This is a genomic window from Blautia sp. Marseille-P2398 (assembly GCF_964240315.1).
GTDB classification, from domain to species: domain Bacteria; phylum Bacillota; class Clostridia; order Lachnospirales; family Lachnospiraceae; genus Blautia_A; species Blautia_A wexlerae.
The window spans coordinates 136070-150937 of record NZ_CAXSTD010000006.1 but is presented as its reverse complement, the minus strand read 5'-3'; the positions used below and the strand labels follow the sequence as shown (position 1 = coordinate 150937).

General features: G+C 40.8%; 12 protein-coding genes and 1 tRNA gene. 10 read left to right on the top strand and 3 right to left on the bottom strand.

The window, feature by feature from the left end:
* The first annotated feature begins 60 nt into the window (after nt 1-60).
* Complete coding sequence (gene ade, locus ACESZG_RS08960) at nt 61-1785, top strand: adenine deaminase (RefSeq protein WP_055200003.1); 1725 nt, start codon at nt 61-63, stop codon at nt 1783-1785.
* Between the two features lie 185 nt (nt 1786-1970).
* Here ade and ACESZG_RS08955 read toward each other — a convergent pair whose 3' ends face one another.
* The 3 genes from ACESZG_RS08955 to ACESZG_RS08945 are packed head-to-tail and all read right to left on the bottom strand — an operon-like array spanning nt 1971 to nt 6474.
* Nucleotides 1971-3383 (bottom strand): cell wall metabolism sensor histidine kinase WalK, encoded by a 1413-nt coding sequence (locus ACESZG_RS08955; protein WP_008705652.1) that lies wholly within the window; start codon nt 3381-3383, stop codon nt 1971-1973.
* Nucleotides 3380-4081, bottom strand: coding sequence for a response regulator transcription factor (locus ACESZG_RS08950; protein WP_008705651.1), 702 nt, complete (start codon nt 4079-4081; stop codon nt 3380-3382). The genes ACESZG_RS08955 and ACESZG_RS08950 overlap by 4 nt, the downstream gene beginning before the upstream one ends.
* 11 nt (nt 4082-4092) lie before the next feature.
* Nucleotides 4093-6474 carry an endonuclease MutS2 gene (locus tag ACESZG_RS08945; protein ID WP_055200002.1) on the bottom strand — a complete coding sequence of 794 codons (2382 nt, stop codon included), beginning with the start codon at nt 6472-6474 and terminating at the stop codon, nt 4093-4095.
* A gap of 479 nt (nt 6475-6953) precedes the next feature.
* Here ACESZG_RS08945 and ACESZG_RS08940 point away from each other — a divergent pair.
* From ACESZG_RS08940 to ACESZG_RS08900, 9 genes are all read left to right on the top strand, one after another.
* Nucleotides 6954-7038: transfer RNA gene (locus ACESZG_RS08940), tRNA-Leu, on the top strand.
* Nucleotides 7039-7350: 312 nt separating this feature from the next.
* On the top strand, nt 7351-8616 hold the full coding sequence (locus tag ACESZG_RS08935) for a S1C family serine protease (RefSeq protein ID WP_022380961.1): 1266 nt from the start codon (nt 7351-7353) through the stop codon (nt 8614-8616).
* Between the two features lie 84 nt (nt 8617-8700).
* Nucleotides 8701-9648: a 3'-5' exoribonuclease YhaM family protein gene (locus ACESZG_RS08930; RefSeq protein ID WP_368211349.1), complete on the top strand. Its 948-nt coding sequence runs from the start codon at nt 8701-8703 to the stop codon at nt 9646-9648.
* A gap of 5 nt (nt 9649-9653) precedes the next feature.
* Entirely contained in the window at nt 9654-11291 is a 1638-nt protein-coding gene (rlmD, locus tag ACESZG_RS08925) for a 23S rRNA (uracil(1939)-C(5))-methyltransferase RlmD (protein WP_368211350.1), read from the top strand.
* Nucleotides 11292-11322: 31 nt separating this feature from the next.
* Nucleotides 11323-11694 carry a TnpV protein gene (locus tag ACESZG_RS08920; protein WP_055053532.1) on the top strand — a complete coding sequence of 124 codons (372 nt, stop codon included), beginning with the start codon at nt 11323-11325 and terminating at the stop codon, nt 11692-11694.
* Nucleotides 11695-12015: 321 nt separating this feature from the next.
* Nucleotides 12016-12777, top strand: a complete 762-nt coding sequence (locus ACESZG_RS08915) for a helix-turn-helix domain-containing protein (protein ID WP_173721029.1) — start codon at nt 12016-12018, stop codon at nt 12775-12777.
* A gap of 377 nt (nt 12778-13154) precedes the next feature.
* A complete protein-coding gene (locus tag ACESZG_RS08910) occupies nt 13155-13571 on the top strand; it encodes a YjdF family protein (protein WP_173721030.1) in 417 nt (138 codons plus the stop codon).
* A gap of 70 nt (nt 13572-13641) precedes the next feature.
* Complete coding sequence (locus ACESZG_RS08905) at nt 13642-13974, top strand: hypothetical protein (protein WP_173721031.1); 333 nt, start codon at nt 13642-13644, stop codon at nt 13972-13974.
* Nucleotides 13975-14032: 58 nt separating this feature from the next.
* Nucleotides 14033-14434: a DUF6483 family protein gene (locus ACESZG_RS08900; RefSeq protein ID WP_055053541.1), complete on the top strand. Its 402-nt coding sequence runs from the start codon at nt 14033-14035 to the stop codon at nt 14432-14434.
* Nucleotides 14435-14868 lie beyond the last annotated feature (434 nt).

Here is a 14868-nt window from a genome sequence, read left to right as displayed (position 1 = left end):
ACTGTAATAATGAATGTGTGGCGCAGGAGGGCTTTCAAGGGAGCGAAAGGAGGTTTTTTTATGGAACTTGAGATGTATCGCAGGTATTCGCAGATGGCAAGAGGTATTGAGAAGGCTGAGTTGGTGTTTAAAAATGGGCGTGTGTTCAGCTCTGGTACGGGAGAATTTATTGATGGTGATGTGGCTGTTGCAGATGGAATTGTGATCGGAGTCGGTACATATGAAGGAGAGACAGAGATTGATCTGGAAGGAAAAGTAATCTGTCCGGGATTTATCGACAGTCATCTGCATCTGGAATCTACTCTGGTGACGCCGGGTGAGCTGGTCCGGCAGGCTGCACAGTGTGGAACTACAACATTTATTGTAGATCCTCATGAGTCTGCAAATGTATCCGGTACGGATGGAATTGATTATATCCTGGATCAGACAGAAGATGCACCGGCAAATGTATATGTAATGATGCCTTCCTGTGTTCCGGCGACTCATGTGGATGATAACGGGTGTATTCTTACAGCAGGAAAGATGAAGGGATATCTGGAACATCCGAGGATTCTGGGACTTGGTGAAGTGATGGATGCGCCTTCTGTGATTAACGGAAGTGTTGCCATGCATGAAAAGCTCCAGCTGTTTCAGGACAGAGTGAAGGATGGCCATGCACCGTTTCTGGCATCTGGGGATCTGGCTGCATATGTACTTGGCGGAATTGACACAGATCATGAGTGTGTGGATTATGAGTATGCAATGGCTGAGGCAAGAAATGGAATGCAGGTATTGATACGTGAGGGAAGTGCAGCAAGAAATCTGGATGCTATTGTGAAGGGGATTGTGGAACACCATACAGATACGTCAGGTTTCTGCTTCTGTACTGATGATAAGCATATCGAAGAAATTCGTAAAGAGGGGCATATCAATTATAATGTGAAGCGGGCTGTACAGCTTGGACTTCCGGTTGAGAAAGCACTGCAGATGGCAACGATCCAGCCTGCAAGATGCTATGGTTTATACAGACTTGGAATGATCGCACCCGGAAGACAGGCAGATTTTGTCATTCTGGATAATGTGGCAGATCTGAATGTTGTAGATGTATATCATTGTGGTAAGAAGATCATTAAAGATGAGAAAGCAGAATTGAAACCATGTCCTCCATATCTGAAAAATACAGTTCATGTATCAGGTTTCAGTGAGGAACGTCTGAAACTGAAACATCCGGGAACAAAGGCAAGAGTGATTCAGATGCTTGAAAAACAGATTGTGACAAGGGATGTTCTGGAAGAGGTTCCATGGATAGAATCGGATGGTGAGAAATATTTTGCTCCGGACGGGGAATATCAGAAGATTGCAGTGATCGAGCGTCATAAGAATACGGGCAAGATGGGAGTGGGCATTATAAAAGGCTATGGAATCCGCGGCGGAGCCATTGCTTCCAGTGTTTCTCATGATTCCCACAATATTATTGTAGTAGGAGATAATGATCGTGATATGGCTGTTGCTGTAAAAGAAATGATGCGGACGCAAGGTGGTTATACTCTGGTATGCAATGGAGAGATTTATGGAACCTTACCACTTCCTGTCATGGGACTGATGAGCGATGCCGGCTACGAGAGTGTAAACGAAGCACTTGCAAAAATGATTCCGAAGGCCCATGAGATGGGAGTGAAAGAAGGATTTGATCCGTTTATCACCCTGTCATTTATGGCACTTCCTGTGATTCCTGAAATCAGGATCACACCGAGAGGAATCTATCTCGTAAATGAAGACAGAATGCTGAGAACACCGTTTAGTTAAGGTGGGTGAAATGTCTTAAATGCATTATTTACGAGGATTGCCATAGAATAAAAAAAATACCGTAATAAAAGTAAATGATATATACTTTTGTTACGGTATTTTTTATAGCAGTCCTCTCAGACACGCTCCAGGTAAGAGGGTTGTTACAGGTATATTTAAGACAATATTTTTCAAGTGAAAGAAATTTATTTCGTTTTCTCCAGAGTAAAGATAAATTCGGTTCCCACACCTTCTGTACTGATCACATCAATATTTTGGTTATGTGCATTGATGATCTCTTTGACTATAGAAAGTCCAAGTCCGGTGCCTTTACGGTCTTTTCCGCGGGATGCATCAATTTTGTAGAAACGATCCCAGATTTTGCCCAGGCTTTCTTTGGGAATGCCGGTTCCGTAATCTTTTACAGAAACGAAGACCTTACCGCTTTTTACAGTTGTTTCAATTTGAACAGAGGAATTATCATTGCTGAATTTAATGGCATTATCAAGAAGGTTGTAAAGGACCTGCTGAATCTGTTCCATATCAGCTCTGACATAAAGTTCATGTCCGGAGAGAAGCAGCTCCAGACGGATCTGGCGGCTGGTGCAGATGCCTTCAAATGTAGCTGCTGTGTTTTTGATGGTATCATTGATATCAAAACGCTGAATGTGCATCATCCGTTTTTTCATATCCAGTTCATTCAGAGTCAGAAGACTGCGGGTGAGTTTTTCAAGACGTTCAGATTCAAAAGCGATGATCTTCAGATACCGTTCCTGCATCTCATAGGGGATGGTACCGTCCAGTATGGCATTGACATATCCCTTGATGGAGGTAAGGGGAGAACGGAAATCATGAGAGACATTTGCAATGAATTTACGCTGATATTCTCCGTTTTTGTTCAGTTCATCGGACATATAATTCAGAGTTTTGGCAAGATATCCCATTTCATCATCAGAAGTAACGTCTATTTTATATGCAAGATTACCTCCTGCATATTCACTGGCACCTTTCATGATCCTGGCCAGGGGCTTACGTATGTAGTGGCTGTAAGCCCAGAGCAGAAGACTGGTGGCTGCATAGCACAGGAGAAAGATTACCTGCATGATAAAAAGAATACTGCTTCGGCTCTGATAAAGGTTTGTCATCGAATAATGGATTGCCACGTAACCTTTGGTTTCCATATCAGAGGTGATCGGGGCAATAACACTCAAATGATCTGTTTTAAAGAAACCATAAAACTTTCCAATCTGATAATAGTTGCTTCCCCATTTGGAAGCATCGAATTCTTCCAGTGGGATTGGATCCCGGACATCAATATTTTTCTGTGTACTTACAATGATTTCACCGTTACTGTTGATGATCCACAATACAGCATCCTGAAAATCGGAAATTGCACATAAGTGTTCCTGAAGAGTATCTACTGTACTGGAAGAGATATTGCTTTTAACTGCTTCGTTAGATGCGATATTGTGCGCTTCTGTATAAAGTGCGGCACTTAAAGAGTGTTCCAGATGCTTTTCCACCATATAAGAACCGCCGAGGGTTATGAGGAAAAATCCTAAAATCCCGATGAGAATATAAAATCTCAGGAATTTTGTGGAAAGATGATGCTGTTTCATGGATTTTTTACCTCAAATTTGTATCCGATTCCCCATACGGTGGCAATGGACCAGTGAGGATTGTCTTTGATCTTTTCACGAAGACGTTTGATATGAACGTCTACAGTACGGGTATCACCGATGTATTCGTAACCCCAGATATGATCCAGAAGCTGCTCGCGGGTAAATACCTGGTTTGGTGATGCTGCAAGGAAATAGAGAAGTTCCAGTTCCTTTGGCGGCATATCAACCTGACGACCCATGTATGTGACTGCATAGTTTGTCAGATTAACGGTCAGATCCGGGTAAGTAACACATTTTTCACTGGAAGAAGGCGATGGCTGCTTAACCTGGAAACGGCGCAGGACAGCACGTACACGGGCAACCAGTTCCTTGGAATCAAAGGGTTTGATCATATAGTCATCTGCACCCAGTTCAAGTCCGAGAACCTTGTCAAAGGTTTCGCCTTTTGCTGAAAGCATAATGATGGGAACATCAGAGGTATGTCGGATTTCACGACATACCTGATAACCGTCAATTCCCGGAAGCATCAGATCCAGAATGATCAGATCCGGGCGGAAGGAGGCAAATTCCCTTAACGCTTCTTCTCCGTCATTTACGATTTTTGTCTCGAAGCATTCTTTGGTAAGATACAGGGCAATAAGCTCTGCGATATTGTTATCATCATCAACAATAAGGATTTTCTGTTTGGAAACCATGGTGGTCCCTCCTATTTCTTAAATTCTACAATAGTAACACCTGCATCTCCTTCGCCGAATTCTCCAAGGCGGAAGGATTCCACATGCTTCTGGCGCTTCAGATAATTGTGTACACCTTTTCTTAGAGCACCGGTTCCTTTACCATGAACAATACGGACAGATTTCAGATGAGCGATATAAGCATCATCCAGATATTTGTCAAGCTCTGCAACTGCTTCATCTACCGTTTTGCCAAGCAGGTTGATCTCTGTGGATACATGGGCTGCTTTTGACATGCGGATTTTACCTGCACCTGTACGCTGCATGGTTGGTGTGGTGATCTCTGCTTCATCGATCAGTTCCAGATCAGAGATGTGAACCTTGGAACGGATGATACCCATCTGAACGAAGAGGAAACCTTTGTTGTCCGGACGGCTGCTGACAGTCCCCTTAAGATTCATGCTGAGAACCTTAACTGCATCGCCGAGGGAGATATCTTTGGCTGTGAGTTCCTTCTTCGGTTTCTTTGCAGCAGTTTTCTGAGTCATGCCTTTCTCTGCTTTATTCATATGTTTGCGCAGATTCTGGCGTTCTTTTTCCACAGCAGAGAGATCCACATGGTCTTTCTGGAATTTGTGGAACATCTTCATAGTCTGGTCTGCATATTCCTTGGCTTCGCGGAGAACTGCATGAGCTTCCTCATTGGCCTGACGGATGATGCGGTCTCGCTGCTCGTTCAACTTCTCCTGCTTGGATTCCATTTCGGATTTCAGAGAGGCAATTTCCTGTTTATACTGTTCAATCTCGCGGCGTTCATTTTCAATAGTTATACGGCTGCTTTCCAGGGAACTGAGAACATCTTCGAAAGATTCATCCTGTTCACTGATCTGTTCTTTGGCCTTATCGATGATATAGTCCGGAAGTCCAAGCTTGGAAGAAATGGCGAATGCATTACTTTTCCCGGGAACACCGATCAGCAGGCGGTAGGTCGGGCGGAGCGTTTCCACGTCAAATTCGCAGCAGGCATTTTCTACACCTGAGGTGGAGAGTGCATATACCTTCAGCTCACTGTAATGGGTGGTTGCCATAGTGCGGATTCCCTGTTCATGAAGATGGGAAAGGATCGCAATGGCAAGGGCAGCACCCTCTGTCGGATCTGTACCTGCACCAAGCTCATCGAAAAGGACAAGAGAGTGACGGTTGGCTTTTTTCAGGAAAGAAACCACGTTGGTCATATGTGAGGAGAATGTACTTAATGACTGTTCAATACTCTGTTCATCACCGATATCAGCATAAACTTCTTCAAACAGTGCAAGCTCTGAGCGGTCCAGTGTGGGAATATGAAGACCGGACTGGCCCATGAGAGTGAGAAGTCCGACAGTCTTTAAAGATACAGTTTTACCACCGGTGTTCGGACCGGTGATAACAAGCAAGTCGAAATCATCGCCGAGACGGATATCAATGGGAACAGCTTTCTTCTTATCAATGAGAGGGTGGCGTGCCTGTTTCAGACGGATGCGTCCTTCATCATTGAAGATTGGTTCTGTTGCATTCATATCCATGGCAAGGGATGCTCTGGCAAAAATGACGTCAAGCTGTACCATGATATTAAGATCTGCGCGGATAGAGTCGGTCTGTTCTGCAGTTTGCTGGCTCAGGGTGGAAAGGATCACTTCAATCTCTTTTTGTTCTTCCAGTTCCAGCTCGCGGATGTCATTATTTAGTTTTACGATTGCCATAGGTTCGATAAATAAAGTAGAACCTGTGGAGGACTGATCGTGTACCATACCCGGAACCTGTCCTTTGTATTCTGCCTTGACCGGAATGCAGTAGCGTCCGTTTCTCATGGTAATAACGGAATCCTGCAGATAATTGCGGGCACTTCCGTTTACAAGAGAGGAGAGCTGTGTATGGATCCTGTCTCCGGTAATCTTCATGTTTCTTCGAATCTGGCGGAGGTTGCTGCTTGCATCATCACTGATCTCATCTTCTGAGAGGATGCATCTGCGGATCTCTGTTGTAAGAGGAGTCAGTGGTTCCAGTGCCTCGAACATCCCGTCCAGAGAGTCCGGGAGAGAATCACCGCGCTCACTTCTGGAATAAGCTTTGACACGATTGGTGTTCTCAAGAAGGCTGCAGATGGCAAGAAGTTCACCAATCCCCAGAGAACTTCCGATTTCCAGACGTTTCAGAGAACCACGCACATCTTTGACGCTGCCAAAGGAAATATTTCCTTTCTGGAAAAGACGGGTAAGTGCATCTCTGGTCTGAGTCTGCATATGTCGGATTTCATCAATATCTGTGGATGGCTCCAGCTTCCGGCAGATTTCTTTTCCCATGGAAGAGGAAGCCTTGTCTGTCAGCATATTGACGATTTTATAATATTCAAGTGCTTTATATGCTTTCTGATTCATTGTCTGTTTAAATCTCCTGATAGATATCTTTATAATTTGCTGTCCCTGATATTATAGCATTTTTTGTTATGGAAATGTACTCCGGGATTATAGCAATTCTAAAAAATAATTGTGTTACTGTTCACTCCGTTCACAGTAACGTAGCCAAAATTCATTCCAGATTGCCTGCGGCAATGGAATTTTGGCTTGTATGTCTCGGGATTTTGGCATATTCATGCCAAAACACCTCGCGGAATAGTGGTGTGTGAACAGTAACATAATTGTAACTGTGTTACTGTGAAATAAGCAGTTACAAATACTTTTCCTATTATATATGATTTTGGAATCTATGGAAAGCAAAAAGGATAGAAATACATAAAAATGATAGTTTTTACAAAAAAATAAAAAAAATTCAAAAAAGCTATTGACAGTTTATATAGTTTTTGGTATAGTACCAATTGTCGCAACAATAAGTAAAACTTATAACAGAAATGCGATATGCGGAAGTGTCGGAACTGGCAGACGAGCAAGACTAAGGATCTTGTGAGCATTGCGCTCGTGTGGGTTCAAGTCCCATCTTCCGCATAAGAAACGGTTTGAATGCTATTATATGTGCATTTAAACCGTTTTTTTGTGTCATCATAATAACCTGAGCTTCAGTGTTTCGCTGATACGATAAGTGTTTCAGTAGGAGCTTCTTTTTTGTACTGTGGGAAATTACTTATAGTATATTCATAAAAAATTCATATCTTTTTGTTAAAATAATGTGTAGATTGTTACGATATAATTTGTTTGAATACAAGCGATATTGAACCTGAATGGTAACTGTTTGGCAGATTGCTGTTTTGTATGACACTGGGCAGTTATCCTGAATGGAGTGCGGCAGGAGAATCAGGTATGAAAAAAAACAAAATGGACACACAGGAATATCAGTTTATAAAAGAAACGGTAAAAAAACAGCCAAAAGAGAATGGCAGTCTGTTGCGCAGGCTGCTTATGATAGCAGGCTGTGGCGTTTTGTTTGGAGGCTGCGCAGCCGTAACCTTTGCCAGTGTGTTTCCGGTTATGGCGGACAGAGAAGAGAATACACAGCAGAAAATCGAACTGACAGGATCGGATGTAGCGGAGACGATATCTGAAGAACAGGCAACAGAGAGGGAATCTGTCGCTTCAGTTTCTGAACAAGAGGAGAAGAGTCTTCTGGCAATGCGTCAGGAGATGTATAGGGAAGTGCTGAAGGTTTCTCAAAAATCCCGAAAATCTCTTGTAAACGTGAGAGGAATTTCAAAGGATGAGGATTTGCTGAATAATTCTTATTTTCAGCAGGAAGATACGGAAGGTCTTGTCTTTCTTGAAACAGAGACGCAATTTTATATCCTGACCTATGAGGAAGAACTGGAAAATCTGCAGGAACTGCAGGTGACTTTTGCAGATGGTTCGACAGTGCAGGGAGAGATATGCAGGGGAGATGCAGATTCCGGATTTGCAGTTGCAACTGTGAGAAAAAATCTTCTCAATGACAGTACAAGAGAAGGTATCGTGGTATCTGATCTGACAGACACAAAGAAACTGGGACAGAGCGATATAGTAATTGCTATCGGAAGTCCTGCCGGTGACAGTGATGCGGTGGTTTATGGAATGATCACTTCTGTTTCTGAAAAACTATCGGTAGCGGATACGGAGTATAATGTGTTGGCTACAGATGTGCAGGGGAATGAAGATGGAAGTGGTGTGCTGCTTGATTCTGACGGAAATGTGGCAGGTATGATACTGAAGAAGAATGAAAACGACGGAGATAATATTCATGCAGTTTCCATTTCGCAGATTCTTCCGTTGGTAGAACATCTGGCTAACAAAGAGACAATCAGATATACAGGTATTTATGGAACAGAGATAACTCAGGCACAATGTAGAAAACTGGGAATTGATCAGGGACTTTACGTGGAGCGTACACAAGAAGAATCTCCTGCGATGAAGGCAGGGATACAGTGTGGAGATATCATAAGTAAGATTGATGGAACTCCCACAGAGAGTATGCAGTCTTACTATACATATCTTCAGACAAAAAAGCAGGGAGAAAATCTTACCATAACGGTTCTTCGCAAAAATTCCGATGGTGAGTATGCGGAGAAAGATTATAAGGTAACAGTTGGAGAGAGATAGTGACAGGCGGAGAATCCTACAAGCAGGATTCTTTCTTGTGGAATTGTTATAATACTAAAAATAAAGGATAGAGAGGCAGGCTTTATGCGTTTTTTAAATGAGTTACATGAGGGAGACAGAATTAATGGGATTTATCTGTGCAAGCAGAAACAGTCTGCGGTAACGAAGAATGGAAAACCCTATGAGAATATTATCCTCCAGGATAAAACCGGAATCATGGATGGCAAGATCTGGGATCCGAATTCTCTGGGAATTGATGATTTCGATGCCCTGGATTATATTGATGTTGTAGGAGATGTAACCAGCTTTGCAGGGGCTATGCAGTTGAATATCAAGCGTGTGCGCAAAGCAGCCGAAGATGAATATGACCCGGCAGATTATCTTCCTGTAAGTGAGAACAGCACAGATGATATGTACAGCCAGCTGAGAGCATTTATTGACAGTGTGGAGAATCATTATCTGTCTGCACTTCTGAAGAAATTATTTGTGGAAGATGAAGCTTTTGTGAAAGCGTTTGAAGGACATTCTGCAGCGAAGACAGTACATCACGGATTTATCGGCGGTCTGATGGAGCATACTCTGGGAGTGACCAGACTCTGCGATTATATGTCAAAGGCATACCCGGTCATCAACAGGGATTTACTGATCACAGCATCACTTCTTCATGATATCGGAAAGACAAAAGAATTATCTGCATTTCCGTTAAATGATTATACAGATGAAGGCCAGCTTCTGGGACATATTTATATGGGAGCGCAGATGATCAATGATCTTGCACGCCAGATACCGGAATTTCCGGAGGTGCTTAAGAATGAGCTGATCCATTGTATCCTGTCCCACCATGGAGAACTGGAATACGGTTCCCCGAAGAAACCTGCACTGGTGGAGGCTGTAGCCCTCAATCTTGCAGATAATACAGATGCAAGAATGGAAACCATCACAGAGATTTTTGCAGCAAACAAGAGCAAAAAAGAATGGCTTGGATATAATAAATTGTTTGAATCCAACTTAAGAAGAACAGATGAGGTGTAATCTTTATGGAATTTCGTAAGAACGATCTTGTTACGTTAGAGATAGAAGATTGCGGAATTGACGGTGAAGGTATCGGAAAAGCCGATGGCTTCACCGTTTTTGTCAAGGACGCAGTGATCGGAGATACAGTAACAGCCAAAATTATCAAGGCAAAGAAAAATTATGGTTACGGACGTCTTATGGAGGTGCTGAAGCCATCTCCGTACAGAGTTGAGCCCAAGTGCGAATTTGCCCGTCAGTGTGGCGGATGCCAGCTTCAGGCACTTTCCTATGACCAACAGCTTGTATTTAAGACAAATAAGGTGAAGGGACATCTGGAACGTATCGGTGGCTTTACAGATATCCCCATGGAGCCGATCATTGGCATGGATGAACTTTTTCATTACAGAAATAAGGCACAGTTTCCTGTAGGCAGAAATAAAGAGGGAAAAATCGTTACAGGTTTCTATGCGGGAAGAACCCACAATATTATCGAGAACCGTGACTGTGCACTTGGTGTAGCTGAGAATAAAGAAGTTCTGGACCGTGTGATCGCACATATGGAGAAATACGGGATTGAACCATATAATGAAGCAACAGGCAAAGGGCTGGTGCGCCATGTCCTGATCCGTTACGGATACTTCACAAAAGAAGTGATGGTCTGTCTGATTCTGAACGGAAACAAGCTCCCGAAAGAGGAGCAGCTTGTAAAATCTCTGTGTGAGATTCCGGGAATGACAAGTATCACCATCAATGTAAATAAGAAACACAGCAATGTAATCCTTGGTGAGGAAATCCGTCTGCTCTGGGGTCAGGAATATATCACAGACAGGATCGGAGATATTTCCTATCAGATTTCTCCTCTGTCTTTCTATCAGGTAAATCCTATGCAGACCCAGAAGCTTTATGCAAAGGCACTGGAATACGCAGATCTTCACGGTCAGGAAACAGTATGGGATCTCTACTGTGGGATCGGAACCATTTCCCTGTTCCTGACACAGAAAGCAAAATTTGTCCGCGGTGTGGAAATTGTTCCGGCAGCTATAGAGAATGCGAAAGAAAATGCGAAACTTAATGGCCTGGAGAATACAGAGTTCTTTGTGGGTAAGGCAGAAGAAGTGCTGCCAAGAGAGTATAAGAAAAATGGTGTTTATGCAGATGTTATCGTTGTAGACCCGCCAAGAAAAGGCTGTGATGAAACTCTGCTGGAGACCATGGTCGAGATGAACCCGGAGAGGATTGTGTATGTAAGTTGCGACAGTGCGACGTTGGCAAGGGATCTGAAGTATCTGTGTGAGAGAGGATATGAGCTTAGAAAAGTATGCCCGGTTGATCAATTTGGGATGACTGTTCATGTGGAGACGGTTGTTCTTTTGTCCCAACAGAAGCCAGATGACACGATAGAGATCGACTTAGACCTGGATGAGTTGGATGCCACCAGTGCCGAGTTGAAAGCAACCTATCAGGAAATCAAAGATTATGTGCTGAAAGAATTTGACCTGAAGGTTTCGAATTTATATATTTCTCAGGTAAAACGCAAATGTGGAATTGAAGTGGGGGAAAACTATAATCTTCCAAAATCAGAAAATACAAGAGTTCCACAATGCCCGAAAGAGAAAGAAGATGCTATCAAGGCTGCCCTGAAATATTTTGCGATGATCTAAGAACATCGCTGATTTCAAGGAGGAATAACACATGAAAAGCACATTTGAAAAAATGGGTGGAACCTACACACTTGGCACAGACGGAATTTATTATCCGAATCTTGTCAGCACAGATGAAGAACCGCATTATGGAAAATATGGAATGATGCGGAAAGTATATCTGAAAGAGCATCGTCCGGCAATGTATTCACTGTATATGTTGGAAGACAGACTGGTGGAACATCTGAATCTTGTGGACGATGAAGCACAGGAGAGAATGAATATTTTGGTACGTCAGATGTTGGAAAAGCAAGGCATTACGGAAGAAATGAAAGTTCGTGATCAGATGGAATGGGTCAGGGCTGTAAATAATATCCGAAATGTAGCAGAGGAGATTGTGTTGAAAGAATTGATTTACAGGTAAACAAAGAGCTGAACAGGTAGGACGAAAAATCCTATTTGTTCAGCTTTTGTATTTATAAGGGGTCAAAGAAGAAGCATATTACAATTCTATAGCAAGTGATCTTTTCTAAGTTTCTGAAGGCTGTTTTTTTCCGTCTTGGTCATAAGTTGCCGATTTAATTATTCCATAGTATGGCTTAAAAAATATCCGAATATAACTTTATAGAAATAATCATGATGGGGAGATTATTTGATGAATTTTGTGCTAATATTCTGTAATTCTACTGCTAGTCGATTGATTTATGCACACTCTCATTATAATATGTGTGCAGGAGGTGGATATATGTATCAGATTAGTAATGAAAAATTCGGTTTATTTGTAACCGAATTAAGAAAGGAAAAGAATTTAACTCAAAAGGATTTGGCTGAAAAATTATATGTATCAGATAAAACAGTTAGCAAATGGGAACGTGGTCTTAGTATGCCCAATGTCGTATTACTCATACCAATAGCTGATATATTAGAGGTCACCGTTACAGAATTGTTACGTGGAGAAAAAATAGATACACAGAAAAATATTGATAAAAAAGAAATCGAGGAATTGGTAGTAGGATCTCTCGATATGGCTGTTAGGGATTCTATTCACCAGCATAGAAAAAACTGGATATTAGCATATTTGTTATGTTTTTTTATATCTATTACAGAAATTATTATGTTAGTTGTATCTGGAAGTTCATTAGCTGAGATGAAAGGGGATATATTGCTGGTTACTGGGGTAATGCTTTTATTTGGTGCATGGTTTTGTTTCTTTGCAAAAGACATATTACCAACATATTATGATGACAACAAGATAAATTATGTTTCACAAGGAATTTTTAGAATACATCTAGTTGGTCTATCTTTTAACAATGGAAATTGGATGTACATCTGCACAACTTTAAAAATATGGACACTTGCAACGGTTGTTCTATATCCTCTTGCAGGTATTATAATAATCAATTGTTTCAATATAGCTTTATGGGATATTTTAAATAACATTTTCTTAATTATGATATTAGGTGGTATGGTAGTTTCGATTTACATTATCGGGAAAAAATACGAATAATTAAATTTTCGATTACCGTTATGGATAGTACTAATTTACAACATTCTTCACGGGAAATATGGCATGCAGCAGAAGAGATTGTTTTAAAAGAATTAGTGTATATTTAAAGTGTGGAAAGCTCCTTCGGGAGCTTTTTGCTGATTATAAAGAAAGTATATAGAAAATACATTAATCATGTGGTATGATTTGAACTGAAGTTACAGAATTACGTTAATCGTGCCATATGGTTTGATTATAAAAGCAAAGATAAAAACGCAACGTACATCTTTGATGTGCCAGAGCCGGTAGGTAGCCCGGCCGTCCTATATAAATAGGGTAAGTAACCTGCCCCTCCGGGTTGTCCATTCTTTGTTCAATCAATTTTAGGAGGGATTCTTATGGACAAAGTAAATGGAAAGCTGACAGTATTTTTTGAAGAGCCGTTTTGGGTGGGAATCTTTGAACACATCGAAAATGGTAAACTATCTGTGGCAAAGGTAACATTTGGTGCAGAGCCGAAAGATTGTGAAGTGCAGGAATATATTCAAAAGTGGTACTTCAGTTTGAAATTCAGTCCGGTTGTTGAAACAGTTGTAAAGGATATCAAAAGAAATCCGAAACGGATGCAGCGAGAAGCAAAAAAGCAGACGCTAGAAATAGGTATTGGTACAAAATCGCAACAGGCGCTGAAACTACAACAGGAACAGAACAAGCAGGAACGCAAAGAGAAAGACCGCAAGAAAAAAGAGGCGGAAGAACGGCGAATGTTTGAACTGAAACAACGAAAGAAAAGAGAAAATCATAAGGGACATTAAAGTCCCTTGGGCTTTTACTCAAATCGGGATAATTGTTGAATGAGATTTTTGAGATTACCGAGGGAACAGTATGAAAAAATGCAAATACTGTGGCAAAGAGCTAAATGACTATTCTGAATTTTGTAACAGTGAATGTGAAAATTGTTATGAAAAGATGGTGTATAAAGACAGCCATAAAATTAAGTATTTTACCTTAGTATTATTGGGGGGCTTTTGGGTTATGTTTTATGGCATTATTTCTAACAATAACGTTTTCATAATAGGAATTGGAATTACGACAATGGGCATAGATATCGTTTTACTACCATTTGCTACTCCTGAAACAAATGCTCTTTTAGGATATCGGAAGTCAAAACTTCTAGGAAGAATGTTGGGTATATTACTTATAGCAGTTGGAATATAGGTGGGATTTATTTGATGATAAAGTCCATTTACAGAAATTGATGTTTGGGGTGATGAAAATGTACTTCACAGATGAGAAAGATTACATTATGCGAATGATAAAAGAAATGGTAAGGGTATTATTTTCTTTAGTATTTGGGAAAAAATATGTTTCTGTTGAGCTTGAAAAAGAAAATAAATATGAAGTATCAGGAAAAAAACTGAAAAGTTTTTTGGATATGATTGATTTAGGACAAATTAATGAAGCAGAAAACATACTTTTAGATAACATTGATTATACAAATAAAGAGGAGGTAATGGCAGCTGCTCTTTTTTACCAATACCTTAGTGAGAAGGATAATGAATTCTTGGAGAACAATAATTATACAAAAGAAGAAGTACTTTCAGGATTTAAACAATTACTTATACAGTCTGGATATAAGGAGTTGTTTTATTTGATCAAAGATGATAATGAATGGTAATATAATTTTAGTCAACTTTTAGACAACTTACAGAGCGGAATATAAAATTGGCGTATGGAAGTTTTGATTTCCATACGCCTTTTTGAAAGGAGTTTATTTTTGAACAAGAGATTTGTAAGAGTATATTATCTGAGGGTGTAAAAATTCTTGTGTCTATGGAAAGTAAATCTTTCTGATAAGAAATAGATATGTAAAATTTTGCTGTCGAATTAATGATTATGCGGCTGTCGAATATATCTTTGTACTTACAGTATTGCCATGTAGGAAAATTATATACATCATTTTCGATTTTTTTGCATGACAAGTAAGGCATCATGATTATTGCCTTTTGTGGGCTCTGCCCACACCCGATCTCTGGAATAGGATCGGAAATTTCTGGCAATAATATAAATGCCGAAGGAATAGACAGAGAGCAGGAATGAGGGGCTTAAAAG

Bases quoted from the DNA above. Each gene is read 5' to 3' on its own strand.
- ACESZG_RS08955 (WP_008705652.1), bottom strand. From the start codon at position 3,383: ATGAAACAGCATCATCTTTCCACAAAATTCCTGAGATTTTATATTCTC.
- ACESZG_RS08900 (WP_055053541.1), top strand. From the start codon at position 14,033: ATGTACTTCACAGATGAGAAAGATTACATTATGCGAATGATAAAAGAA.
- ACESZG_RS08910 (WP_173721030.1), top strand. From the start codon at position 13,155: ATGGACAAAGTAAATGGAAAGCTGACAGTATTTTTTGAAGAGCCGTTT.
- ACESZG_RS08950 (WP_008705651.1), bottom strand. From the start codon at position 4,081: ATGGTTTCCAAACAGAAAATCCTTATTGTTGATGATGATAACAATATC.
- ACESZG_RS08935 (WP_022380961.1), top strand. From the start codon at position 7,351: ATGAAAAAAAACAAAATGGACACACAGGAATATCAGTTTATAAAAGAA.
- ACESZG_RS08915 (WP_173721029.1), top strand. From the start codon at position 12,016: ATGTATCAGATTAGTAATGAAAAATTCGGTTTATTTGTAACCGAATTA.
- ACESZG_RS08920 (WP_055053532.1), top strand. From the start codon at position 11,323: ATGAAAAGCACATTTGAAAAAATGGGTGGAACCTACACACTTGGCACA.
- ade (WP_055200003.1), top strand. From the start codon at position 61: ATGGAACTTGAGATGTATCGCAGGTATTCGCAGATGGCAAGAGGTATT.
- ACESZG_RS08945 (WP_055200002.1), bottom strand. From the start codon at position 6,474: ATGAATCAGAAAGCATATAAAGCACTTGAATATTATAAAATCGTCAAT.
- rlmD (WP_368211350.1), top strand. From the start codon at position 9,654: ATGGAATTTCGTAAGAACGATCTTGTTACGTTAGAGATAGAAGATTGC.
- ACESZG_RS08930 (WP_368211349.1), top strand. From the start codon at position 8,701: ATGCGTTTTTTAAATGAGTTACATGAGGGAGACAGAATTAATGGGATT.
- ACESZG_RS08905 (WP_173721031.1), top strand. From the start codon at position 13,642: ATGAAAAAATGCAAATACTGTGGCAAAGAGCTAAATGACTATTCTGAA.